The 25,330-nt window shown below is 73.0% G+C and carries 17 protein-coding genes; 15 read left to right on the forward strand and 2 right to left on the reverse strand.

Annotated elements, in window-relative coordinates; all coding sequences use genetic code 11:
• Positions 1 to 31 precede the first annotated feature (31 nt).
• Both ABEB00_RS20930 and ABEB00_RS20935 read left to right on the forward strand, forming a co-directional pair.
• A complete protein-coding gene (locus tag ABEB00_RS20930) occupies positions 32 to 1,618 on the forward strand; it encodes a PucR family transcriptional regulator (protein WP_345621450.1) in 1,587 nt (528 codons plus the stop codon).
• A 221-nt stretch (positions 1,619 to 1,839) separates the two neighbouring features.
• Positions 1,840 to 3,303, forward strand: a complete 1,464-nt coding sequence (locus tag ABEB00_RS20935; protein ID WP_345621451.1) for an aldehyde dehydrogenase family protein — start codon at positions 1,840 to 1,842, stop codon at positions 3,301 to 3,303.
• An 88-nt stretch (positions 3,304 to 3,391) separates the two neighbouring features.
• Here ABEB00_RS20935 and ABEB00_RS20940 read toward each other — a convergent pair whose 3' ends face one another.
• Positions 3,392 to 6,325, reverse strand: a complete 2,934-nt coding sequence (locus tag ABEB00_RS20940) for a glycoside hydrolase family 3 C-terminal domain-containing protein (RefSeq protein WP_345621452.1) — start codon at positions 6,323 to 6,325, stop codon at positions 3,392 to 3,394.
• Positions 6,326 to 6,762: 437 nt separating this feature from the next.
• Between ABEB00_RS20940 and ABEB00_RS20945 the strand changes: the two genes are divergently transcribed.
• The 6 genes from ABEB00_RS20945 to ABEB00_RS20970 all read left to right on the forward strand — a co-directional run bounded on the left by ABEB00_RS20945 (position 6,763) and on the right by ABEB00_RS20970 (position 15,468).
• Positions 6,763 to 8,457 carry an extracellular solute-binding protein gene (locus ABEB00_RS20945; RefSeq protein WP_345621455.1) on the forward strand — a complete coding sequence of 565 codons (1,695 nt, stop codon included), beginning with the start codon at positions 6,763 to 6,765 and terminating at the stop codon, positions 8,455 to 8,457.
• A gap of 29 nt (positions 8,458 to 8,486) precedes the next feature.
• On the forward strand, positions 8,487 to 9,518 hold the full coding sequence (locus tag ABEB00_RS20950) for an ABC transporter permease (protein WP_345621457.1): 1,032 nt from the start codon (positions 8,487 to 8,489) through the stop codon (positions 9,516 to 9,518).
• A complete protein-coding gene (locus ABEB00_RS20955; RefSeq protein ID WP_345621459.1) occupies positions 9,515 to 10,453 on the forward strand; it encodes a carbohydrate ABC transporter permease in 939 nt (312 codons plus the stop codon). The genes ABEB00_RS20950 and ABEB00_RS20955 overlap by 4 nt, the downstream gene beginning before the upstream one ends.
• 74 nt (positions 10,454 to 10,527) lie before the next feature.
• Positions 10,528 to 12,495: a beta-galactosidase gene (locus ABEB00_RS20960; protein ID WP_345621460.1), complete on the forward strand. Its 1,968-nt coding sequence runs from the start codon at positions 10,528 to 10,530 to the stop codon at positions 12,493 to 12,495.
• Complete coding sequence (locus ABEB00_RS20965; protein ID WP_345621462.1) at positions 12,492 to 14,720, forward strand: glycosyl hydrolase family 95 catalytic domain-containing protein; 2,229 nt, start codon at positions 12,492 to 12,494, stop codon at positions 14,718 to 14,720. The genes ABEB00_RS20960 and ABEB00_RS20965 overlap by 4 nt, the downstream gene beginning before the upstream one ends.
• A gap of 34 nt (positions 14,721 to 14,754) precedes the next feature.
• Positions 14,755 to 15,468 carry a glycoside hydrolase family 12 protein gene (locus ABEB00_RS20970; RefSeq protein WP_345621463.1) on the forward strand — a complete coding sequence of 238 codons (714 nt, stop codon included), beginning with the start codon at positions 14,755 to 14,757 and terminating at the stop codon, positions 15,466 to 15,468.
• A 43-nt stretch (positions 15,469 to 15,511) separates the two neighbouring features.
• Here ABEB00_RS20970 and ABEB00_RS20975 read toward each other — a convergent pair whose 3' ends face one another.
• Positions 15,512 to 16,525 carry a LacI family DNA-binding transcriptional regulator gene (locus ABEB00_RS20975; RefSeq protein WP_345621464.1) on the reverse strand — a complete coding sequence of 338 codons (1,014 nt, stop codon included), beginning with the start codon at positions 16,523 to 16,525 and terminating at the stop codon, positions 15,512 to 15,514.
• 368 nt (positions 16,526 to 16,893) lie between these two features.
• On the opposite strand from ABEB00_RS20975, the gene ABEB00_RS20980 reads away from it, so the two are divergent.
• The 7 genes from ABEB00_RS20980 (at position 16,894) to ABEB00_RS21010 (ending at position 25,305) form a co-directional block, all read left to right on the forward strand.
• Positions 16,894 to 18,834 (forward strand): acyl-CoA dehydrogenase family protein, encoded by a 1,941-nt coding sequence (locus ABEB00_RS20980; protein ID WP_345621465.1) that lies wholly within the window; start codon positions 16,894 to 16,896, stop codon positions 18,832 to 18,834.
• A 94-nt stretch (positions 18,835 to 18,928) separates the two neighbouring features.
• Entirely contained in the window at positions 18,929 to 20,185 is a 1,257-nt protein-coding gene (gene dxr / locus ABEB00_RS20985) for a 1-deoxy-D-xylulose-5-phosphate reductoisomerase (RefSeq protein WP_345621467.1), read from the forward strand.
• 8 nt (positions 20,186 to 20,193) lie between these two features.
• A complete protein-coding gene (locus ABEB00_RS20990) occupies positions 20,194 to 21,486 on the forward strand; it encodes a M50 family metallopeptidase (RefSeq protein ID WP_345621526.1) in 1,293 nt (430 codons plus the stop codon).
• A 206-nt stretch (positions 21,487 to 21,692) separates the two neighbouring features.
• Positions 21,693 to 22,850, forward strand: a complete 1,158-nt coding sequence (ispG, locus tag ABEB00_RS20995; protein ID WP_345621469.1) for a flavodoxin-dependent (E)-4-hydroxy-3-methylbut-2-enyl-diphosphate synthase — start codon at positions 21,693 to 21,695, stop codon at positions 22,848 to 22,850.
• A gap of 339 nt (positions 22,851 to 23,189) precedes the next feature.
• Positions 23,190 to 23,885: a TrbL/VirB6 family protein gene (locus tag ABEB00_RS21000; protein ID WP_345621470.1), complete on the forward strand. Its 696-nt coding sequence runs from the start codon at positions 23,190 to 23,192 to the stop codon at positions 23,883 to 23,885.
• Between the two features lie 11 nt (positions 23,886 to 23,896).
• Positions 23,897 to 24,745 carry a GNAT family N-acetyltransferase gene (locus tag ABEB00_RS21005; protein WP_345621471.1) on the forward strand — a complete coding sequence of 283 codons (849 nt, stop codon included), beginning with the start codon at positions 23,897 to 23,899 and terminating at the stop codon, positions 24,743 to 24,745.
• Between the two features lie 26 nt (positions 24,746 to 24,771).
• On the forward strand, positions 24,772 to 25,305 hold the full coding sequence (locus tag ABEB00_RS21010) for a GNAT family N-acetyltransferase (RefSeq protein ID WP_345621473.1): 534 nt from the start codon (positions 24,772 to 24,774) through the stop codon (positions 25,303 to 25,305).
• The last annotated feature ends 25 nt before the right edge of the window (positions 25,306 to 25,330 follow it).

Raw genomic sequence — 25,330 nt, forward strand, 5'->3', positions numbered from 1 at the left:
CACACCATCCCGACGCGGAGCTGACGGCCTCATGCCCCCGACCCTCGCCTCGCTCGTCCACCACTCCGCGCTGAAGCTGACCGTGCGGGCGGGCGGGGAGCGTCTCGACGCGCCCGTGCGCTGGGCGCACGCCAGCGAGCTGGCCGACCCCGTCCCCTACATGGAGGGCGGGGAACTGCTGCTGATCACCGCCCTCAAACTGGACGCCGAGGACCCCGAGGCGATGCGCCGCTATGTGAGGCGGCTGGCCGGCGCCGGGGTGGTGGGGCTCGGCTTCGCCGTCGGCGTGCACTACGAGGACATCCCCGCCGCCCTCGTCGACGCCGCCGAGGAAGAGGGGCTGCCGCTCCTGGAGGTGCCGCGCCGCACCCCCTTCCTCGCCATCAGCAAGGCCGTCTCCGCCGCCATCGCCGCCGACCAGTACCGGGCGGTGACCGCCGGGTTCGCCGCCCAGCGGGAACTGACCAAGCAGGCGCTCGGCGAGGGGCCCGAGGGCCTGCTCACCGCGCTGGCCGCGCAGGTCGACGGCTGGGCGGCGCTCTACGACGCCACCGGCGCCGTCGCCGCCGCCGCGCCGGAGTGGGCCGGCCGCCGGGCGGCCCGGCTCACCGCCGACGTCCAGCGGCTGCGCGAGCGGCCCGCGCCCGCCTCCGCGGTGGTCGGCGGCCCCGACCACGAGGACCGCGTCGAACTGCACTCCGTCGGCACCTCCCGCCGGCCCCGCGCCACCCTCGCCGTCGGCACCGCCACCACCCTCGGCACCGCCGAGCGCTACGCCGTCCACTCCGCCGTCGCGCTGCTGACCCTGACCACGGAACGCTCCCGGTCCCTGCACGCCGCCGAACAGCGGATCGGCACGGCCGTACTGCGCATGCTGCTGGCCGGGGAGCCCGACCACGCCCGCGCGGTCGCCGGCGACCTGTACGGGGAACTGCTCGACGCGCCCTTCCGGCTGGTCGTCGCCGAGGCGGCGGTGGCGGGGAGCGGCGACCCGCTCGGCACCCTCGCCGAGGTGGTGGAGGCCGCGGCGGCGCGGGCGGGCGAGGCGGTGCTGGTGGTCCCGCAGGGCGAGCGGCTGGTGGTGCTCGCCGCCGACGGCGGCGCGGCGGTCGCCGCCTGCACCGACTACGCCACGGCCCTGGAGGCGGGCCGGCCGCGGCCGGAACCCGCCACCGGCACCGCCGAGGACGCCTGGGTCGCCGGGCTGTCGGCGCCGTCCGGGCCCATCGCCGCGTCGGCCGCCTACCGGCAGGCCGAGCAGGCGCTGTCGGTGGCGCGGCGGCGCGGCCGGGTCTGCGTGGAGCACGAGCGGCTCGCGGCCGGCTCGGTGCTGCCGCTGCTCGCGGACGACGCGGTACGGGCCTTCGCGGACGGGCTGCTCCGGGCCCTGCGCGACCACGACGCGACCGGCCGCGGTGACCTGGTGGCCTCGCTGCGCGCCTGGCTCTCCCGGCACGGCCAGTGGGACGCGGCGGCCGCCGACCTCGGCGTCCACCGCCACACCCTGCGCTACCGGATGCGCCGCGTGGAGGAGATCCTCGGCCGCTCCCTGGACGATCCGGACGTCCGCATGGAACTGTGGCTGGCCCTGAAGGCGACGGCCCCGGAGGGCGGCTAGCCACCCGGACCACCCGGGCCGCCCGAATCACCCGGGGGAGCCGTACACCATCCGTCGTACGCCATTACGTCGTACTCGCCGCCCCTACTGCTACACGCCGGACAAGCGACCCTCCGCCGCCCCGCCCCTACCGTGGACCCAGCACCCCGTAGCACCCCGTACCCCGTAGCACCCCGTACCCGTCACACCACACCCGCAACGCGGAAAGGCCGGGACTCTTCATGCCCGAAAAAGAAGTGGCAGGGGCCACCCACGCCTTCTGGCTCGCCGGCCGCCAGGCCACCGGTGAGGACACCTTCGACGTCGCCTCGCCCTGGGACGGCCGGGTCGTCGCCGCCGTGAGCGTCCCGACCGACGCGCAGGTAGAGGAGGCCGTGGCCGCCGCGTACGCCGTACGGGACGAGTTCGCCGCCACCCCGGCGCACGTGCGGGCCGCCGCCCTCGACCACGTCGCCCGGCGGCTGGCGGAGCGCACCGAGGAGATCGCGCGGCTCATCTCCGCCGAGAACGGCAAGCCCGTCAAATGGGCCCGGGGCGAGGTCGGCCGCGCGGTCTCCGTGTTCCGGTTCGCCGGCGAGGAGGCCCGCCGGTTCAACGGCGGCGACGCCCAGCGGCTGGACACCGACGCGGGCGGCCAGGGCCGGCTCGCCCTCACCCGCCGCTTCCCCAAGGGCGTCGTGCTCGGCATCGCGCCCTTCAACTTCCCGCTCAACCTCTGCGCCCACAAGATCGCCCCGGCCGTCGCGGCCGGCGCGCCGATCATCCTCAAGCCGGCCCCCGCCACCCCGCTCTCCGCCCTGGTCCTCGGCGAACTGCTCGCCGAGACCGAGCTGCCCGCCGGTTCCTGGAGCGTCCTGCCGGTCGCCAACGACCGCATGCCCGCCCTCGTCCAGGACGAGCGGCTGCCGGTGATCTCCTTCACCGGCTCCGAGAAGGTCGGCTACGCGATCATGGACTCGGTGCCGCGCAAGCACTGCACCCTGGAACTGGGCGGCAACGGCGCGGCCGTCGTACTGGCCGACTGGTCGAGCGACGAGGACCTGGACCGGGCCGCGCAGCGCATCGCGACCTTCTCCAACTACCAGGGCGGCCAGTCCTGCATCTCGGTGCAGCGGGTGATCGCCGACGCCGCCGTGTACGACCGGCTGCTGCCGCGTATCGTCGCCGCCGTCGAGGCCCAGGTCACCGGAGACCCGGACGACGAGGCCACCGACGTCGGCCCGCTGGTCAGCGAGGACGCCGCCCAGCGCGTCGAGCGGTGGGTGGACGAGGCCGTCGCGGCCGGTGCCGTCCTGCACACCGGCGGCGCGCGCGACGGCGCCTCCTACGCGCCGACCGTCCTCACCGACCTGCCCGACGGCACCACCCTGGCCTGCGAAGAGGTCTTCGGCCCGGTGCTCAGCGTGCGGAAGGTGCACGGCGAGGCGGAGGCGTTCGCCGCCGTCAACGACTCCAAGTACGGCCTCCAGGCGGGCGTCTTCACCCACGACCTGCGCACCGCCTTCCGCGCCCACCGGGCCCTGGAGGTCGGCGGCGTGATCGTCGGCGACGTGCCCTCCTACCGCGCCGACCAGATGCCGTACGGCGGCGCCAAGCAGTCCGGCGTGGGCCGCGAGGGCGTGCGGTTCGCGATGGACGACTACACCTACGAGCGGGTCATGGTCCTCACCGGCCTCGCGCTCTGACCCCACCGCACCAAGGCCCGTCCGGCGGCCGGAGGCCCCGCCCGGGGCGCCGGCCGCCGGACCGGCCGGCTGCCCGCGGCCCCGGCCCTCAGCCGGAGAAGCCGGCCCGCGCGAGCCGCACCGGGCCGCGCAGGGTGATCCGCAGGTCGTGGACGCCCTCGGCGACCAGCCCCGTGCGCAGTTCGAGGTAGTCGTACGGCCCCGCGGTGGGCTGCTCCGTCGACAGGACCGCCCGCACCGGGCCGCCGTCCAGGGACAGTTCCACCGTGCCCCCGCCCGCCACCGTCACCGTCACCGCGGTGATGCCGGGGCCGAAGTCGCAGTTTCTGAAGAGCAGTTCGCCCGAGTTCCCGGCGGTGGGCGTCACCGCGTCGCCGGACTCCTTGGTCCGGTCCACGATCTCCGTCCCGCTCTGCTCGTCGAAGTCCGCCGCGTCCAGGCCGCGGGCGCGCACCGGACGCGGCCCGGCCGCCTCCCCGTCGAGCGTGAGCGTCGTCCGCAGCCGGACGTCCTCGCTGGACGCCCCGGCCAGCAGCGCGTACGGCCCCGGCTCCACCCGGTGGCGGCCGTGCGCCACGTCCCAGTACGCGAACGCCGGCACGGGCACCTCGAAGTCGACGGCGGCCGTCCCGCCGGGCGCCAGCGTGAGCCGGCGGTGCGCGAGCAGTTCGCGGCGCGGGCGCGGCACGGAGGGCGCCTCGGCCCGCAGGTAGAGCTGGGCCACCTCGTCGGCGGTGACGTCCCCGGTGTTGGTCACCGTGAAGGAGACCCGCACCACGTCCTCCTCGACGCGGGCGGTGAGACCGTCGTAGGCGAAGGACGCGTACGACAGGCCGTGCCCGAACGGGAAGAGCGGGGTCCCCTCGAAGTACAGATAGGTCTGCCGGGAGCCGATCACGTCGTAGTCCAGCAGGTCGGGCAGGTCCTCGTCGCCCGCGTACCAGGTCTGCGGCAGCCGCCCGGCCGGTGAGACGTCCCCGGCCAGCACGCGGGCCAGCGCGGTGCCGGCGGCCTGGCCGCCGTGCGCGGTCCACAGCACCGCCGGGAGCGGCCCGGTGTCGACGGCGTACGGGTAGGCGCAGACCAGCGCCAGCACGGTGGCCGGGTTGGCCGCACGGGCCGCGCGCAGCAGCCGTTCCTGGTGTTCGGGGAGGCGCAGCGTCGTACGGTCCTCGGTCTCGCGGCCGTTGATGTGCGGGTCGTTGCCCGCCACCACCAGCACCACGTCGGCCCCGGCGGCGGCCCGCGCCACCGCCTCCTCGCCGCGCTCGGTGACGACCGTCCCGAAGACCTCGGCTTCCTCCCCGGCAACCTTCACGCCGTCGGCGGCCACACAGACGTGCCGGCCCGTTCCCAGGTGCCTCAGGAGGTGACCGTCGCCGTGCGGTTCCAGCCGGAACGTCTCCTGCACCACCCAGCCCCCGGGCTGGTCGGCGGCGGCCCGCACATAGCCGTCCTCGGCGACCGAGAGGTAGCGGCCGTCGGGCGCGCGCAGGGTGAGGACGCCCTCGCCCCAGTCGACCAGCGCCAGTTCGGTGCCGGTGGCGTCGGTGGTGAGCGGCGGCAGGTCGGTGCGGCCGGCCAGCAGCGCCGGGTCGAGGGCGCCCTCGGTCCCGGCGGGACCCGCCTCGGCGGGGGCGTCGGGGTCCGCCGCCGGAACGTGCAGGAACGTGCCGGCGGAGGTGCGCAGCCGGATCCGGTCCACCCCCTCGGCGAACTCCACCCGGTCCGCGCCGAACCGCTCGTACACGCCTTCGAGCGGCGTCGAGCGGTGCAGCAGCGAGCCGCTGTACCAGTCGAGTTTGCACTCGTCGGCGAGCAGGCCGACGACGGCGAGGCGGGTGTCGGGGGCCAGCGGCAGCAGGCGGTCGTTCTTCAGCAGCACGATCGCCTGCTCGGCGGCCTCCTGGGCCAGCGCGCGGTGCTCGGGGGTGTCGAAGGCACCGGCCAGGCCCGCCGCTCCGGCCGCGTCCGCCGCACCGGCCAGGCCCGCCGCTCCGGCCAGATCCGCCGCTCCGGCCGCGTCCGCCGCACCGGCCAGATCCGCCGCTCCGGCCGGGTCGAACTCGCCGAGCCGGAGGCGGACCGAGAGCTGCCGGCGCACCGCCGTGTCGATGTCGGCCTCGGTCAGCAGGCCCCGCTCCAGCGCCCCGCGCACCCGGGCGGTGATCAGCGAGGAGTCGGTGCCGTGGTCGGTGAAGCTGTCGACGCCGGCCCTCAGCGCGGCGGCGGTCGCCTCCTCGTGGGTGTCGAAGTAGTGCTCGGACGTGACCAGGTTGGACGGGGCGCCCGCGTCCGAGCAGACCAGCAGTTCCTGGTCGGTCCAGGTGCGCAGGTGGGACCGCAGATAGGGGGAGAGGTGGTTGGGGCGGCCGTTGACCAGGTTGTAGGCCGGCATCACCCCCGCCACCGCGCCCGCCTCGACCGTCTCACGGAAGGCGCGCAGGTCGTACTCGTGCAGGACGCGGGGGCGCACCGACGAGGAGGCGGTGTCCCGGTCGGTCTCGTTGTTGTGGGCCAGCCAGTGCTTCAGGACGGGCGCGGTACGCCAGTAGATCGGATGACTTCCGCGCAGACCGCGGGTGTAGGCGACGGCGATGGCCGAGGTCAGCCGGGGGTCCTCGGAGTAGCCCTCCTCGTTGCGTCCCCACAGCGGGTGGCGGAGCAGATTCACCGTCGGCGACCACACGTTGAGGCCCACCCGGCCGTCGCGTGCGCGCATCGCCCGCACCTCCGCGGCGACCGCCTCGCCGACCCGGCGCACCAGGTCCTCGTGCCAGGTCGCGCCGAGCCCCACGGCCTGCGGGAACACGGTCGCCCCGCCCATCCAGGCGACCCCGTGAAGTGCCTCCTGACCAGTGCGGAAGGCGGCCACACCGAGTCGTTCGACGGCCGGTGCGAACTGGTGCAGGAAGCCGGTCTTCTCGTCGGGCGTCAGCCGCGACAGCAGGTCGTCGACGCGCTCGGCCAGGGGCAGGCCCGGGTCGCGGAACGGCGGCGTGGGCGGCATGGGTGCGGTCACCTGGAGTTCCCCTTGCGATGGTGCGGCGAGGCGCTTTCGAAGCGCTTCGATGCTCAGCCGCGAGGTGCCGGGTGTCAAGACATCGTGGGGCAACCCGTCCGGGTCCGCACTCGCGTCCCGTGTGCCATAGGGGCGATCAAGCAGGTCCATACCTCCGAGGAATCTTGGAAACGACCCTTGTGCACCCCTAGGTGTTCACTTAACCTCGCAGCAACATCGAAGCGCTTCGACTGCGAGTCGCCGCCCGCGGGACCCACCTCCGCGCCCACGCGGTCCTCCGCCGGCCGCTTCAGCTCAGCGAGTTCCGCCCCGGGCGACGCCTGCCGGGTTCCCGCTCGGCTCCCGCCGTGCTTTTCCCCGCTCCACCCGTTCCACCGAAGACACCACAGCCGACGGCCACCGCCGGGTGTCCTGGTGCGCCATGAAGGGTTGACGCAATGACGCCGAACGCCGCCTCCGCCGCCTCCGCACCGAGCCGGAGAAGTTTCCTCGCCTCCACGGCGGTCGCCGCCGCCGCGGTCGCCGGAGGCGTGCCGCTGCTCTCCGCCTGCGGCGGCACGGACAGTGGCTCGCGCGACGGCACCACCTCGGGCAAGGACGCCGCGAAGCTGTTGCCGGCCTACGTGGCCGGCACCGTGGTGACGCCCGACATCCCGGCCAGGAACGGCTCCGCGATCGGCTTCACCGGCGAGCTGGACCTCGCCACCCTCAAGTCCGCGGTGCCGCACAAGCTCGGCAAGGGCGGCCGGGTCACCGTCATGTCGCCGTTCTGGGGCTCCCCGCCGAAGTCCGACAACGCCTACTACCGCGCGATGAACGACCTGATCGGCGTCGACGTCGAGTGGCAGAACCAGGACGGCAACACCTACGAGCAGAAGCTCGGCGCGGTCCTCGCCTCCAGCGACGTACCGGACGTGGTGGTCGTCCCGAGCTGGAACCTGAACGGCAAGATCCCCAGCGCCGTCATCAGCAAGTTCGCCGACCTCGGCCCGTACCTGTCCGGCGACGCGGTCAAGGAGTACCCGAACCTCGCCGCGATCCCCACCGACGCCTGGCGGCGCTCGATCTTCGGCGGCAAGCTGCGCGGCCTGCCCCAGCCCGCCCCCACCGTCACCGGCATCGTGCCCCTCTACCGGCAGGACATCTTCGAGCAGGAGGGGTACGAGGTACCCCGCTCCTGCGACGAGTTCATGGCCCTGGCCAAGGACGCCACCGACGCCAAGGCCAAACGCTGGGCCTGCCTGGACATGAAGTGGACCGCCTTCCAGGCGTTCGGGGTGCTCTCCGGCAACGAGAAGCCGCTGGGCTGGACCGTGATCGACGGCCGGATGACCAACCGCGTGGAGACCGACGGCTACCTCGAAGCCCTGGAGTGGACCCGCAAGCTGTTCGCCGCCGGTGTCGTCCACCCCGACGCCGAACTCGGCAAGAGCCAGGCCACCGACCCCGGCCCGAAGTTCGCCAAGGGCGAGTTCCTGATCTACGCCCAGAACATCAGCCAGTGGTGGAGCCGTACCGGCGAACAGGCGTCCCAGAACCCGGAGTTCAAGATCTGGGGCATGGACATCTTCGGCCACGACGGCGGCGACCCGGTGCTCTGGGCCGAGCAGCCCGCCGGCATCTGGGCCTTCGTGAACAAGAAGGCGTCCAAGGCGGTGATCAAGGACGTGCTGGCGGCGGCCAACGTCACGGCGGCGCCGTACGGCACCAAGGAGTACATGGCCACCAACTACGGCGTCGAGGGCACCCACTACACGGTCAAGGACGGCGTCCCCACCAAGACCGACCAGGGCAACATCGACGTGATGAACGCCTACGTCATGCTGGCGAGCCCGGCCCCGACCGTCGCCCACCCCGACTTCCCCGAGGTCGCCAAGGGCCAGGTGGAGTGGCAGCAGCGGATGGGCGCCTTCACCCGGAAGTCCTCGTTCTACGGCATGCAGATCACCGAGCCCTCCCGCTACACCAACCTCTCCTCCGACTTCGAGCAGATGGAGGACGACTTCGTCCGCGGCCGCAAGAAGATGAGCGAGGTCCAGCAGGCGATCTCCGAATGGCGCAGCAAGGGCGGCGACAAGCTGCGCGACTGGTACCAGAAGCTGCTCGACGACAACGGTTCGGCGGCGAACTGACCGGGACGGGCGAGGCGAGGAGAACGGCCGTGTCGCACAGCACGGTGCCTCGGAGCAGGGCCGAGGCCGAGACGACGGAAGAGACCCCGGTGGCGCCCGGCGACGCCACCGGGACCCCGGACCGGCCCGCCGGGAAACCGAGCCTGCGCCTGCGCTTCCGGCGCGACCGCGTACTGCTGCTGATGACACTGCCGGCGCTGCTGCTCATCCTGGTCTTCCACTACGTGCCGATCCTCGGCAACGTCGTCGCCTTCCAGGACTACGACCCCTACCTCAGCGACAACGGCGTCGTCTCCATGCTGCACAGCCCGTGGGTCGGCGTGGAGAACTTCGAGCGGATCTTCGCCGACTCCGCGTTCTGGAACGCGGTCCAGAACACGCTGATCCTCTTCATCCTCCAGCTCGTGCTCTTCTTCCCGATCCCGATCCTGCTCGCGCTGCTCCTCAACAGCGTGGTCCGGCCCCGGGTGCGGGCGCTCTCCCAGGCCATCCTCTACCTGCCCCACTTCTTCTCGTGGGTCCTGGTCATCGCCGTCTTCCAGCAACTCTTCGGCGGCGCCGGGATCTTCTCCCAGTTGCTGCGCGAGCACGGCTACGACGGCCTGGACTTCATGACCGACCCGGACACCTTCGCGCTGCTGATCACCGCGCAGAGCGTCTGGAAGGACGCCGGCTGGGGGATCATCGTCTTCCTCGCCGCGCTCGCCTCGGTCAGCCCCGACCTGTACGAGGCCGCCGCGATGGACGGCGCGGGCCGCCGGCGCCGCATGTGGCACGTCACCCTGCCGGCGCTCCGCCCGGTGATCGCGCTGCTGCTGGTGCTGCGCGTCGGCGACGCGCTCACCGTCGGCTTCGAACAGATCCTGCTGCAACGCGACATGGTGGGGCCCGGCGCCGCCGAGGTGCTGGACACCTTCGTGTGGTGGAACGGCGTACGCAACCAGGACTTCGGCTACGCGGCGGCCGCCGGACTCGTCAAGGGCGTCATCAGCCTCGGCCTGGTCCTCGCCGCCAACAAGGTCGCCCATCTCATGGGCGAGCAGGGGGTGTACAAGAAGTGACCGCGGTGATCGACCGACCCGAGTCCGGGCAGCCGTCCCGGTGGGGCGCGCCGCCCCGCCCGGCCTGGGAGGAGAGGCCCGCCGCGGCCGGCGTGGCCGGCAAGGGCCTCGTCCTGCTCCTCGCCTGCCTCGCCATCCTCTTCCCGCTGTGGATCGTCGTCGTCACCAGCCTGTCCTCCCGGCAGCGCATCGACGAGGCCGGCGGCCTGGTGATGATCCCCAAGGACGTCACCTTCGTCGCCTACCAGGAACTGCTCGGCGGCGGCCAGGTCACCCGCGCCGCGGTCATCAGCATCCTGGTCACCCTGGTCGGCACGGTGTTCTCCATGACCGTCTCGGTGCTGTGCGCCTACGGCCTGTCCCGCACCGGCTCGCTCGGCCACCGCTGGATACTGATGCTGCTGCTGGCCACCATGTTCTTCAGCGCCGGACTCATCCCGACCTACCTGCTGGTGCAGTCGCTCGGCCTGACCGACACCTACCTCGCGCTGATCCTGCCGAGCGCGCTCAGCGTCTTCAACATCCTGGTGCTGCGCGGCTTCTTCACCGGGATCTCCCAGGAACTGATCGACAGCGCCCGCATCGACGGCGCCGGCGACTTCCGCATCCTGTGGAAAATCGTCATGCCGCTCTCCCGCGCCGTCCTCGCGGTGATCACGCTCTTCTACGCCGTCGGCTACTGGAGCGCCTGGTTCAACGCCTCGCTGTACCTGAACGACCAGGACATGATGCCGCTGCAGAACGTCATGATCCAGCTCGTGCAGAAGCAGGAGGCACCGGTCGGCCTCGGCCAGGCCATCAAGACCGGCGAACTCTCCGGCCTCGCCGTGCAGATGGCCGTGATGGTCATGGCACTGCTCCCGGTCGCCGTCCTGTCGCCCTTCGTCCAGCGCCACTTCAAGAAGGGCATGCTCACCGGCGCCGTCAAGGGCTGACCCGTGCCCCCGCCGCGGCGGCCCCCCCGGCCCGGCCGCCCCCGCCTCCCCCACGCAGAAGGACGGACCGCCAGATGCCCGAGCTGAGCGACGCCACCCGCGGTCGCATCCTCTACGGCGGGGACCACAACCCCGAGCAGTGGCCCGAGGAGACCTGGTACGAGGACGTCCGCCTCATGAAGGAGGCCGGCGTCAACTCCGTCACCCTCGGCGTCTTCTCCTGGTCCCGGCTCGAACCACGCCCGGGGGAGCGGGACTTCGGCTGGCTGGACCGGCTGATGGACCTCATGCACGCGCACGGCGTCGGCGTCGTCCTCGCCACCCCGACCGCCTCGCCCCCGCCCTGGCTCGGCCGCCTGCACCCCGACACCCTGCCCCGCGACGAGGACGGCCGCACCGAGTCCTGGGGCGGCCGCCAGCACTTCTCGCACTCCAGCGCCGTCTACCGCCGCCACGCCGCCGAGATCACCGAGGCGCTCGCCACCCGCTACGCCGGCCACCCGGCCCTCATCCTGTGGCACCTCAACAACGAGTACTGCACCTACGACCACGGCGACGAGGCCGCCGCCCGCTTCCGCGACTGGCTGCGCGTCCGGTACGGCACCCTCGACGCACTCAACACCGCCTGGGGCACCGCCTTCTGGAGCCAGACCTACGGCGACTGGGAGGAGATCCTGCCCGCCCGCCGCACGCACTACCTGAAGAACCCCGCCCAGGTGCTGGACTTCCGCCGCTTCACCTCCGACATGCTCCTGGAGTGCTTCACCGCCGAACGTGACATCGTCCGCCGGCACACCCCGCACATCCCGGTCACCACCAACTTCATGCCGCTCTTCTTCGGCCAGGACGGCTGGCGCTGGGCCGAGGAGGAGGACGTCGTCTCCGTCGACCTCTACCCCGACCCGCGCGACCCGCTCGCCGCCCAGCGCGGCGCCCTCGTCCAGGACCTCACCCGCTCCCAGGCCCGCGGCCCCTGGGCGCTGATGGAACAGGCCACCGGCGCCGTCACCTTCCGGGACGTCAACCACCCCAAGCCGCGCGGCCTCACCCGCCTGTGGTCCCTCCAGGCCGTCGCCCGCGGCGCCGACGCCGTCTGCTACTTCCAGTGGCGCCAGTCCCGGCAGGGCGCGGAGAAGTTCCACTCCGCCATGCTCGGCCACGCCGGACCCGAGGGCCGCGGCTTCCAGGAGGTCAAGCGGCTCGGCGCCGACCTGGCGACGATCGGCCCCGAGACGGCCGGCCGGCCGGTGCGCGCCGACATCGCGGTCCTCCACGACTGGCACGCCTGGTGGGCCTCGGCCCACCAGGCCCGCTCCTCCGCCCGGATCGACCACGCGGACATCCTCACCGCCTGGCACCGCGCCCTGTGGGAAGCCCACCTCACCACCGACTTCGCCCACCCCGCGCACGACCTGACGGCGTACCGCATGGTCGTCGTCCCCCAGCTCCACGCCCTCGACGACACCGCCGTCGACAACCTCCTCGGCTACGTCGCACAGGGCGGCACCCTGGTCTGCGGGTTCCGTACCGGCGTCACCGACCAGGACGACCGGGTACGGCCCGGCGCCATGGACGCCCGGCTGCGCGCCCTGTTCGGCATCCGCACCCTGCACGAGTGGTGGCCGCTGGAGGAAGGGGAGAGCGCGCACTGCGAGGGCTTCGACGGCACCCTGTGGTCGGAGGAGATCGAACCCGACGGCACCGCCGCCGAGACCGTCCCCTACCGGGGCGGCGAACTCGACGGCCTGCCCGCGCTGCTGCGCAAGGGCACCGCCTGGTACTTCTCCACGCTGCCCGCACCGGGGGCGCTGCGCGGCCTCCTCACGCGCATCGCCGCCGGTGCGGGCGTCCGCCCGGTGCTCGCCGGCCTGCCCGCCGAGGTGGAGGCGGTACGCCGGGGCGACCTGCTCTTCCTGCTCCACCACGGCCGCGACCCGGTGACCGTCGAGGTCCCCGGCAGCCACCGCGACCTGTTGACCGGAGTCCTTGTCACCGACCGCGTCACCCTCGGCCGGCACGGCGCGGCGGTACTCGCACCATGACCGCCGCCGCCGCTGCCGGCCGCGCCGCGCCGGGCCCGGTCCACGGCACCTGGGAGCCGTCCCCGGCCGCCCGCTGGGAGGACGCCTTCCTCAGCGGCAACGGCCACCACGGCGCCCTCGTCTTCGGTGACCCGCACGCCGACCGGGTCGTCGTCACCCACCACACCCTGGTCCGCCCCGACGGCGACGAGGCACGCCGGCGGCCGCCCCGGCTCGCCGCCCGGCTGTCCGCGCTCCAGGACCGCATGCTGGCCGGCGACCGCACCGCCGCCGAGGAGTTCACCGACGGCCGCCCCCTCACCTGGGTACGCGCCTTCCACCCCGCCTTCCAACTGCGCCTGGACCGACCGCCGCCAACCGGCCACGGCCGCGGGTACCGCCGTACCGTCGACTTCTCCACCGGCGAGACCACCGCCGCCCACGCCGACTGGGCCGGCCGGGTCTTCGTCTCCCGCGCCGACGACGTGATCGTCCAGCACGTCACCGCCGCGCCCCTCACCCTCGACGTGACGCTCGACCCCCGCCTGCCCGGCGCCCCGCACGGGCTCCGCGTCGGCCACGGCGCCGTCCTCACCGCCGAGGGCGCCCTGCTCAGCCTCACCACCCGCTATCCGGGCGGAGACCTGGCGGTCACCGGCACCACCCTGGTCGTCGTCACCGGCGGCCGGACCGTCCTCGCGCCCCCCGGCGCGCGCGTCGAGGACGCCGCCGAGGTGCTGCTGCTGACCCGGGTGCGCCGGCACACCGGCGAGCCGGACGCGGCGGCCGAGGGCCGCGCCCTGCGGGACCTGGCCGAGGCCGGCTATCAGGACTTGCTCCGCCGCCACCTCGCCCTCCACCGCACCGCCTACCAGCGGGTCACCCTCGACCTCGCCGCCGACCCCGCCGACCGCGCCCTGCCGGGCTCCGCACTGCTCGCCCGCCCCGACAGCGCCGCCCTCCCGGAGCGCCTCTTCGCCGCCGGCCGCTACCACCTGCTCTCCGCCAGCGGCCTCCTCCCGCCCCGGCTCACCGGCCTGTGGACCGGCGACTGGGACACCGCCTGGTCCGGCGCCTTCACCACCAACGCCAACCTCAACCTCCAGACCGCCGCCGCCGCGGCCACCGCCCTCCCCGAGGTCACCGAGGCGCTCGCCCGCCTGGTCCACCGCCAACTGCCCGACTGGCGGGACAACGCCCGCGAGATCTTCGGCGCCCGGGGCGTGGTCGCGCCCTCGCACACCGACGGCGAGTGTGGCCACACGTACCACTTCAGCCGCGAGTACCCCCTGCACCTGTGGACCGCGGGCGCCGACTGGCTGCTCAAGCCGCTCGTCGACCACGACGAGTGCCACGGCGGCCACGACCCGCGCACCACCGCAGCCCTCGCCGAAGTCGCCTTCTTCTACGAGGACTTCCTCACCCGCACGGACACAGCCGGCCGCCTCACCGTCGTACCGTCCTACTCACCGGAGAACCGGCCCGCCGACGCCAGTTGGGGCGCGCTGGACGCCGCCATGGACCTCTCCGCCGCCCGGCACGCCCTGCGCACCGCCGCCGACCGCCACCCGGAGCACGCGGCCCGCTGGCGCGCCCTCGCCGACCGGCTGCCGCCGCACCGGATCAACGCGGACGGCGCGCTGGCCGAGTGGGCCCGCCCGGACCTCGCCGACACCTACGACCACCGCCACCTCAGCCACCTCTACGGCGTCTGGCCACTGGACGAGATCAACCCGTACGACACCCCCGAGCTGGCCGCCGCCGCGCACCGCGCGCTCGCCCTGCGCGGCGCCGAGAACGACTCCGCGCACGGCCACCTCCACCACGCCCTGGTCGCCGCCCGGCTGCGGGACGCCGACCGGGTGGCGCACGCGCTGGCCACCGTCCTCACCGGCGACTTCTTCCACGCCTCCCTGATGAGCGCGCACTACCCCCGCCGCGACGTCTACAACGCGGACGCCGCCCACACCCTCCCGGCGGTGCTCGTCGAGGCGCTCGTCCACTCCACCCCCGACCGCCTGGTCCTGCTGCCCGCCCTCCCCGCCACCTGGCCGACGGGCGCCCTCAAGGGCGTACGCACCCGGTTCGGGGCGGAGCTGGACCTCACCTGGGCGGCGGACGGCACCGCCACGGCCGTCCTGCGCCCCACCCGCAGCCACCGCATCGACCTGAGGACTTCCACCGGCGCCGAGCCGCTCGACCTCGTCGCCGGAGAAGACCGCGCCTTCGGTTTCAAGGCGCGGTGACCCGGCACCACCCCCCACCCATGGAAGGGACACCATGGCAACCCGCACGCTCGGCCGCGTCACCAAGGCACTCCTGGCCCCGGCGCTCGCCCTCGGCGCCACCGCCGGCCTCGCCGCCGCCCCCGCCCAGGCCGCCGTCTGGAACTCCTGCGACCAGTGGGGCAACACCACCCTGAACGGCTACCTCCTCTACAACAACATCTGGGGCTCCGGCGCCGGCAGCCAGTGCGTCTGGGCCAACTCCGGTACGAACTGGGGCGTCTGGGCCGACCACCCGAACACCGGCGGCATCAAGTCCTACCCGAACAGCAAGAAGGTGATCAACAAGGCGATCGGCTCGCTCACCTCGCTGAGCAGCACCTACCACGTCACGGTCCCGTCGGCGGGCGCGTACAACACCTCGTACGACATCTGGGACACCGACTACGACCACGAGATCATGCTCTGGGTCAACTACCACGGCGCCGTGGGACCGCTCGGCACCTCCCAGGGCTCGGTCACCCTCGGCGGCCACACCTGGAACGTCTACAAGGGGAACAACGGCGCCAACGAGGTCTACTCGTTCCTGCGCGCCTCGGACTCCACCTCCGGCACCGTCAACATCCTGCCGATCCTCAAGTGGATCAAGGACACCAAGGGCTGGATGGGCAATGAGACCATCGGTGACGTGCAGTTCGGCTACGAGATCACCTCGTCGGCCGGCGGTCTGGACTTCCGCACCGACAACCTGACGGTCAGCGGCGGCTGAGCCGCCGCCGACCGTCAGGCCGGCCCGGCCACCGGTCCGGCCGTCACGGCCGGGCCGGCACCGGCCCCGAACTCGCCCGGACCGTCAGCTCCGGTGCCAGCAGCACCACCTCGTCGCTGCCGCGCCCGCCGAGCTTGGCGACCAGTTGCTCCACGGCGTGCCGGCCCATCTCCTGCGCGGGGACGGCGACGGACGTCAGCCGCACCGACGCGTGGAGGGCGACCTGCTCCGGACAGACGGCGACCACCGACACGTCCTCGGGCACCGCCCGGCCCTGCTGCCGCAACAGCGCGAGCAGCGGTTCGACGGCCGACTCGTTCTGCACGACGAACCCCGTCGTGCCGGGCCGCTCGTCGAAGATCCGGGCGAGGGTCAGCGCCAGCGCGTCGTACCCGCCCGCGCAGGGCCGGTGCAGCAGCCCCAGGCCCAGTCGGCGGGAGCGGTCCCGCAGCCCCAGCAGGGTGCGCTCGGCGAACCCGGTGTGCCGCTCGTAGACGGCCGGGGCCTCCCCTATGACGGCGATGTCCCGGTGCCCGAGCGCGGCCAGATGCTCCACGCACAGCGCGCCGGTCGCCTCGAAGTCGAGATCGACACAGGTCAGCCCGTCCGTCTCGGCGGGGAGCCCGATCAGTACGGAGGGCTGGTCGGTGGCGCGCAGCAGGGGGAGCCGCTCGTCGTCGAGTTCCACGTCCATCAGGATCATCGCTTCGGCGAGCCCGCTGCCGGTGACCCGGCGCACCGCGTCCGGCCCCTCCTCGCCGGTGAGCAGCAGCACGTCGTACCCGTGGGTGCGGGCGGTGGTGGTGACGGCGATGGCGATCTCCATCATCACCGGCACGTACATGTCCGTGCGCAGCGGGACCATCAGCGCGATGATGTTCGACCTGCTGCTGGCCAGGGCCCGCGCGCCGGCGTGCGGGTGGTACCCGAGCCGCCGGATGCTCTCCTCCACCCGCTGCCGGGTGGCGAGGGAGATGGACCGCTTGCCGCTGAGGACGTAGCTCACCGTGCTCGCGGAGACTCCGGCGTGCCGGGCGACCTCGGCGAGAGTGACCATCCAGCTCTCCATGACTGTGTGAAGCGCTTCGACAGGAAGCGCTTGCGGAACTGGGGGCGACTGAGGGTGGCTAGACAGTAGTCCCGCGCCCGATGGGTGTCCATAGCCGGTCGAAGCGCTTCGACACTCGCCACCGCACCCCCTCCGGCACCCCGACCGAAACCCCTTCGGCGCCTTCTTACGCGCCTTCTTCGGCGCCTCGGCCGAACGGCCGCGCGAAGGGTGGCGGCACCCGTCCGAATCCGGTACATACGATCGAGTAACGCCGATGGGTGACACAGGCCCGCGAACTCCGCCGGAACGATCCTCACGGGCCCTTCCCCCCCGATCCCTATGCGCGGATCCCTATGCGCGGCGAGGTGAGCCTCATGACCGCACCAACCACCCCCTCCTCCCGGCCGGCCGTCACCGAACGCGAGGCCCGCGAGGTCGCCGAGGCGGCCCGGGAACAGCACTGGCGCAAACCCAGCTTCGCCAAGGAACTGTTCCTCGGCCGCTTCCGCCTCGACCTGATCCACCCGCACCCGCTCCCGGCCGCCGAGGACACCCGACGCGGCGAGGAGTTCCTCGCCGCGCTGCGCGTCTTCTGCGAGACGCGGATCGACGGCGCCGTGATCGAACGCGACGCGCGGATCCCCGACGAGGTGATCACCGGCCTGCGGGAACTCGGCGCCTTCGGCATGAAGATCGACACCAGGTACGGCGGCCTCGGCCTGACCCAGGTCTACTACAACAAGGCGCTCGCCCTGGTCGGATCCGCCAATCCGGCGATCGGCGCCCTGCTCTCCGCCCACCAGTCGATCGGCGTGCCACAGCCGCTGAAACAGTTCGGCACCCAGGAGCAGAAGGACACCTTCCTGCCGCGCCTGGCCGACGGCGACATCTCCGCGTTCCTGCTGACCGAACCCGACGTCGGCTCCGACCCGGCCCGGCTGGCCACCACCGCCGTCCCCGACGGCGACGCCTACGTCCTGGACGGCGTCAAACTGTGGACCACCAACGGCGTCGTCGCCGACCTCCTCGTCGTCATGGCCCGGGTACCGAGGTCCGAGGGCCACCAGGGCGGCATCACCGCCTTCGTCGTAGAAGCCGCCGCCCAGGGCGTCACCGTCGAGCACCGCAACGCCTTCATGGGCCTGCGCGGCCTGGAGAACGGCGTCACCCGCTTCCACCGGGTCCGCATCCCCGCGGCCAACCGCATCGGCCCCGAGGGCGCCGGCCTGAAGATCGCCCTGACCACCCTCAACACCGGCCGGCTCTCACTGCCCGCCATGTGCGTCGGGTCCGGCAAGTGGTGTCTGAAAATCGCCCGGGAGTGGTCCGCGGCGCGCGAGCAGTGGGGCCGGCCGGTGGCGCTGCACGAGGCCGTCGGCTCCAAGATCGCCTTCATCGCGGCCACCACCTTCGCCCTCGAAGCCGTCCTCGACCTCTCCTCCCAGATGGCCGACGAGGACCGCAACGACATCCGCATCGAGGCCGCCCTCGCCAAGCTCTACGGCTCCGAGATGGCCTGCCTGATGGCCGACGAACTGGTCCAGATCCGCGGCGGCCGCGGCTTCGAGACCGCCGCCTCGCTCGCCGCCCGCGGCGAGCGCGCGGTGCCCGCCGAGCAGATCCTGCGCGACCTGCGCATCAACCGCATCTTCGAGGGCTCCACCGAGATCATGCACCTGCTGATCGCGCGCGAGGCGGTCGACGCCCACCTGTCGGTGGCCGGCGACCTCATCGACCCGGACAAGACCCTGACCGACAAGGCCAGGGCGGGCGCACAGGCCGGTGTCTTCTACGCCAAGTGGCTCCCGAAACTCGTCGCGGGCCACGGCCAACTGCCCACCTCTTACAGCGAGTTCAAGCACGAGGTCGACCTCTCCGGCCATCTGCGGCACGTCGAGCGCACCGCCCGCAAACTGGCCCGCTCCACCTTCTACGCCATGTCCCGCTGGCAGGGCCGCATGGAGACCAAGCAGGGCTTCCTCGGCCGGATCGTCGACATCGGCGCCGAACTCTTCGCGATGAGCGCCGCCTGCGTCCGCGCCGAGCTGCTGCGCGGCCGGGGCGAGCACGGCCGCGAGGCCTACCAGCTCGCCGACGCCTTCTGCCGCCAGTCCCGCCTCCGGATCGAGGAACTCTTCGGCCGGCTGTGGGCCAACACCGACGACCTCGACCGCAAGGTCGTCCAGGGCGTGCTGTCCGGCACCTACGCCTGGCTGGAGGACGGCATCGTCGACCCGTCCGGCGACGGGCCGTGGATCGCCGACGCCACCCCCGGCCCCACCGCCGAGACGGACAAGCACCGTCCCATCAGGTGAGATGCGGCCGGCGGCGCTCCCCGGGCGGACCACGTGCCGCCCGCCCGGGGGACGCGCTGTCCTGCCGGACGGCCGTTGCGGCAACAATGGGGGGATGAGCGACAGTCCTGCCCCTCTCGCCGACCCGCATCTCGTCTACGACCCGGTGGCCGGCGACGGCCCCAGGGACGTGGTGATCCTCGGTTCGACCGGGTCCATCGGCACCCAGGCCATCGATCTCGTCCTGCGCAACCCGGACCGCTTCCGGGTCACCGCCCTGTCCGCCAACGGCGGCCGGGTCGCCCTCCTCGCCGAGCAGGCGTACCGGCTGCGGGCCGGGACCGTCGCGGTGGCCCGCGAGGACGCCGTCCCCGCCCTGCGCGAGGCCCTGCGCGCCCGGTACGGCACCGGGGAACCGCTCCCCGAGATCCTCGCCGGACCCGGCGCCGCCGCCTCGCTCGCCGCCTCCGACTGCCACACCGTGCTCAACGGCATCACCGGCTCCATCGGCCTCGCGCCGACCCTCGCCGCCCTGGAGGCGGGCCGCACCCTCGCACTCGCCAACAAGGAGTCGCTCATCGTCGGCGGCCCCCTGGTGAAGGCGCTCGCCAAGCCCGGACAGATCATCCCGGTCGACTCCGAGCACGCCGCCCTCTTCCAGGCCCTGGCCGCCGGCACCCGCGCCGACGTGCGCAAACTCGTCGTCACCGCCTCCGGCGGCCCGTTCCGCGGCCGGACCAGGCAACAGCTCGCCGACGTAACGGTCGAGGACGCCCTCGCCCACCCCACCTGGGCCATGGGACCGGTGATCACGATCAACTCCGCGACCCTCGTCAACAAGGGCCTGGAGGTCATCGAGGCACACCTCCTCTACGACATCCCCTTCGACCGCATCGAGGTGGTCGTGCACCCGCAGTCGTACGTCCACTCGATGGTGGAGTTCACGGACGGGTCCACGCTGGCCCAGGCGACGCCCCCCGACATGCGCGGGCCGATCGCCATCGGCCTCGGCTGGCCGGAACGGATTCCCGACGCCGCCCCCGCCTTCGACTGGAACAAGGCGTCCACCTGGGAGTTCCACCCCCTCGACAACGAGGCGTTCCCCTCGGTGAACCTCGCCCGCCGGGTCGGGGAACTCGCGGGGACGGCCCCGGCGGTGTTCAATGCCGCCAACGAGGAGTGCGTGGAGGCGTTCCGCGCCGGCGCGCTGTCGTATCTCGGGATCATGGAGACCGTCACCCGGGTGGTCGGCGAACACGGCACCCCGCCGCCGGGAACTTCCCTGACCGTCGCGGACGTCCTCGAAGCGGAGACCTGGGCCCGCGCCCGGGCCCGGGAACTGACGGCACAGACGGCGGAGGCCCGTGCATGACGACCTTGATGTTCATCCTCGGCATAGTCGTCTTCGCGGTCGGCCTGCTCTTCTCGATCGCCTGGCACGAGCTGGGACACCTCTCCTGGGCCAAGCTCTTCGGCATCCGGGTGCCCCAGTACATGGTCGGCTTCGGCCCGACGCTCTTCTCCCGCAAGAAGGGCGACACCGAGTACGGCGTCAAGGCCATCCCCTTCGGCGGCTACATCCGCATGATCGGCATGTTCCCGCCCGGCCCCGACGGCCGGGTGGAGGCCCGCTCCACCTCGCCGTGGCGCGGAATGATCGAGGACGCCCGCTCGGCCGCCTTCGAGGAACTCCAGCCCGGCGACGACAAGCGCCTGTTCTACACGCGCAAGCCGTGGAAACGGGTCATCGTGATGTTCGCGGGCCCGTTCATGAACCTGATCCTCGCGGTCGTGCTGTTCCTGATCGTCCTCATGGGCTTCGGCATCTCCCAGCAGACCACCACCGTCAGCTCGGTCTCCCAGTGCGTCATCTCCCAGACCGAGAACCGTGACAAGTGCACGGACACCGACGCGCCCTCCCCGGCCGCCGCGGCCGGCCTCAAGGCGGGCGACAAGATCGTCTCCTTCGACGGCGTCCGGACCGACGAGTGGAACGGCCTCTCCGACCTGATCCGCGCCAACCCCGGCAAGGAGATCCCGATCGTCGTCGACCGGGACGGCGCCCAGGTCACCCTGCACGCGAAGATCGCCTCCAACCAGGTCGCGAAGAAGGACGGCAGCGGCCAGTACGTCCAGGGCGAGTACGTCACCGCCGGCTTCCTCGGCTTCAGCGCCGCCACCGGCATCGTGAAGCAGGACTTCGGCTCCTCGGTGACCTGGATGGGGGAGCGGATCGGCGACGCCGTCGACTCCCTCGCCGCCCTGCCCGGCAAGATCCCCGCGCTGTGGGACGCCGCCTTCGGCGACGGACCCCGCGAACCCGACTCCCCGATGGGCGTCGTCGGCGCCGCCCGCGTCGGCGGCGAGATCTTCACCCTGGACATCCCGCCCACCCAGCAGCTCGCCATGGCCCTGATGCTGGTCGCGGGCTTCAACCTCTCCCTGTTCCTCTTCAACATGCTGCCGCTGCTGCCGCTGGACGGCGGCCACATCGCGGGGGCCCTGTGGGAGTCGCTGCGCCGCAACGTGGCGAAGGTCCTGCGCCGGCCGGACCCCGGTCCGTTCGACGTGGCGAAGCTGATGCCGGTGGCCTATGTGGTGGCGGGCGTCTTCGTCTGCTTCACGCTGCTCGTCCTGGTGGCGGACGTCGTCAACCCGGTGCGCATTAGCTGACGGCCCGATCGTCCGATGAAAAGCCCGATCCGGAGAGCATGTCCCTCCGGACCGGGCTTCACGCCCTCGCGCGCCGAGATGGCAGCCAAAGGGTGTATTGCCCGTACGCCTGTGTCCGGTGTTCATGTCGGTGCCGTAATCTCGAATGTCTGAGCCCGCCGCTGACGGGACCGGACCTTGATCCACGACTTGGGGTTGCACAGCAGATGACTGCGATTTCTCTCGGCATGCCGTCCGTTCCGACCAGGCTCGCCGAGCGCCGCAAGAGCCGGCAGATCCAGGTCGGCACCGTGGCGGTGGGCGGGGACGCGCCCGTGTCGGTGCAGTCGATGACCACGACCCGCACCTCGGACATCGGCGCCACGCTCCAGCAGATCGCCGAGCTGACCGCCTCCGGCTGCCAGATCGTGCGCGTGGCCTGTCCCACCCAGGACGACGCCGACGCCCTCGCCGTGATCGCCAGGAAGTCGCAGATCCCGGTCATCGCCGACATCCACTTCCAGCCCAAGTACGTCTTCGCCGCGATCGAGGCGGGCTGCGCGGCGGTCCGCGTGAACCCCGGCAACATCAAGCAGTTCGACGACAAGGTCAGGGAGATCGCCAAGGCCGCCAAGGACCACGGAACCCCGATCCGCATCGGCGTGAACGCGGGCTCCCTGGACCGGCGGCTCCTGCAGAAGTACGGCAAGGCCACCCCCGAGGCGCTCGCCGAGTCCGCCCTGTGGGAGGCGTCCCTCTTCGAGGAGCACGACTTCCGCGACATCAAGATCTCCGTCAAGCACAACGACCCGGTCGTCATGGTCGAGGCGTACCGGCAGCTCGCCGCCCAGTGCGACTACCCCCTCCACCTCGGCGTCACCGAGGCCGGCCCCGCCTTCCAGGGCACGATCAAGTCGGCCGTCGCCTTCGGCGCCCTGCTCTCCCAGGGCATCGGCGACACCATCCGGGTCTCCCTGTCGGCCCCGCCGGTCGAGGAGATCAAGGTCGGCATCCAGATCCTGGAGTCGCTCAACCTCCGCCAGCGCGGCCTGGAGATCGTCTCCTGCCCGTCCTGCGGCCGCGCCCAGGTCGACGTCTACAAGCTGGCCGAAGAGGTCACCGCCGGCCTGACCGGCATGGATGTCCCGCTCCGCGTCGCCGTCATGGGCTGCGTCGTCAACGGCCCCGGCGAGGCCCGCGAGGCCGACCTCGGCGTCGCCTCCGGCAACGGCAAGGGCCAGATCTTCGTCAAGGGCGAGGTCATCAAGACCGTCCCCGAGTCCAAGATCGTCGAGACCCTCATCGAGGAGGCCATGAAGCTGGCCGAGCAGATGGAGGCAGACGGCGTGGCCTCCGGCGAGCCGTCGGTGGCGGTGGCAGGCTGACGGGCTCGTTGTCCGGTGTCGGTGTGTCGGTGTCGGTGGCGGGCTGACGGGCCTGCCGTTGGTGGCGGTGGCGGGCTGAGGCTCATTGTCGGTGTCGGGTTGCCGCGCCTGCTGTTGGTGGCGGTGGCGGGCTGACGCGCCCGCTGCCGCGGGCTGACGCGCCGCACACCCGGAAGCGGGCCGGGATCTCCCAGCCCGTCCGTCGTCCGAGGAGGACGAGGCCCGTCCGGGGTCGACGCGGGGCACGGGGGCAGCGGCCCCCGGAGGGCCTGTGACCCTCAGGTCGGGTGCCCAGCGGCCCGGCTGGGCGGAGGGTCTGGGACGAGGGTGTGGGGCCCGGTGGTCGGACGGCCGTGCGGCCATGCGGCCCGGCGGCCGGACGGTCTGCGGCCCGGCGGCCGGACGGCCATGCGGCCCGGCGGCCGGACGGCCATGCGGCCCGGCGGCCGGACGGCCATGCGGCCCGGCGGCCGGACGGCCATGCGGCCCGGCGGCCGGACGGCCATGCGGCCCGGCGGCCGGACGGCCATGCGGCCCGGCGGCCGGACGGCCATGCGGCCCGGCGGCCGGACGGCCATGCGGCCCGGCGGCCGGACGGCCATGCGGCCCGGCGGCCGGACGGCCATGCGGCCCGGCGGCCGGACGGCCATGCGGCCCGGCGGCCGGACGGCCATGCGGCCCGGCGGCCGGACGGCCATGCGGCCCGGCGGCCGGACGGCCATGCGGCCCGGCGGCCGGACGGCCATGCGGCCCGGCGGCCGGACGGCCATGCGGCCCGGCGGCCGGACGGCCATGCGGCCCGGCGGCCGGACGGCCATGCGGCCCGGCGGCCGGAAGGCCCGCGATCCGGTGGTCGGAAGGCCCGCGATCCGGTGGTCGGACAGTCTGCGGCCCGGCGGCCGGACGGTCCGTGACCCGGTGGCCCGACGGCCGGGCGACCCCGCGGTCACCGGCGGACAAGGGGCGGCCGGAACGCGGGGCGACGCCGCCAAGCATCCGCAGGTACAGTGCGGAGATCAGCAGACCTTAGGGTGAGGCCCCGCACAGTGTTGACCCAGACCACCTCAAGGGTCCTCGAACCGAGCGACCTGGACGCCGCGCTCGCCGTCCTCGACCGCGAGCCGGTCGTCAACGCCTTCGTGACCTCCCGGGTGCAGATCGCCGGCCTCGACCCCTGGCGGCTCGGCGGCGAGATGTGGGGCTGGTACGAATCCGGCATGCTGACCTCCCTGTGCTACGCGGGCGCCAACCTCGTCCCCATCTGCGCCACCCCGCGCGCCGTGCGCGCCTTCGCCGACCGCGCCCGCCGGGCCGGCCGGCGCTGCTCCTCCATCGTCGGCCCCGCCGACGCCACCACCCAGCTCTGGCGGCTCCTCGAACCCACCTGGGGCCCGGCCCGCGAGGTCCGCGGCCGGCAGCCCCTCATGGTCACCGACCGCATGCCCGCCCGCATCGCCCCGGACCCGCACGTCCGCCGTGTCCGCAAGGACGAACTGGAGGCGGTCCTGCCGGCCTGCGTGGCGATGTTCACCGAGGAGGTCGGCATCTCCCCGCTGGCCGGCGACGGCGGCCTGCTCTACCAGGCCCGGGTCGCCGAACTCGTCGGCACCGGCCGCTCCTTCGCCCGCTTCGGCACCGACGGCCGGGTCGTCTTCAAGGCCGAGATCGGCGCCGCCACCGACCGCGCCTGCCAGATCCAGGGCGTCTGGGTCGCCCCCGAGTACCGCGGCCAGGGCCTGGCCGCCCCCGCCATGGCCGCGGTCCTGCGCTACGCCCTCACCGACATAGCCCCCGTCGCCAGCCTCTACGTGAACGACTTCAACACCCCCGCGCGACGCACCTACCAGCGCGTCGGCTTCCAGGAGACCGGCGCCCTCATGAGCGTGCTCTTCTGATCCGGCCCCCCTGTAGGCTCCCCGCCATGGATCTGGTGATCGGCCCACTCGACCTCTCCGCCCACGTGGACGAGGCCCTGGCCGTGCAGGCCGCCGCATTCGGCCTCGGCCCCGACGAGGTGGCCGTCCGCCGCCAGATCGTCCTGCGCCACATGACCCAGCCGGGCGCCCGGGCCCTCGGCGCCACCGACACCGACGGGCGGCTCACCGGCTTCGTCTACGGCATGCCCAACGACCGTACCCACTGGTGGTCCACGGTCGTGGAGCCCTACCTGCGCGCCCAGGGCAACGACGGCTGGCTCGACGGCTCCTTCGTCATCACCGAACTGCACGTCCACCCGGCCCGGCAGAGCCGCGGCGTGGGCCGCGCCCTGATCACCACGATCACCGACGCCGCCACCGAGCCCCGCTCGATCCTCTCCGCGATCGACACCGACAGCCCCGCCCGCGGCCTCTACCGCTCCCTCGGCTACCAGGACCTCGCCCGCCGGGTCCTCTTCCCCAGCGCCCCCAAGCCGTACGCCGTGATGGGCGCCCCGCTGCCGCTGCACCGGCCGTAACCGATTACCGCGACCAGGGACCGCC

This window comes from Streptomyces ziwulingensis, from assembly GCF_039542605.1.
In the GTDB taxonomy this organism is placed as follows: Bacteria; Actinomycetota; Actinomycetes; order Streptomycetales; family Streptomycetaceae; genus Streptomyces; species Streptomyces ziwulingensis.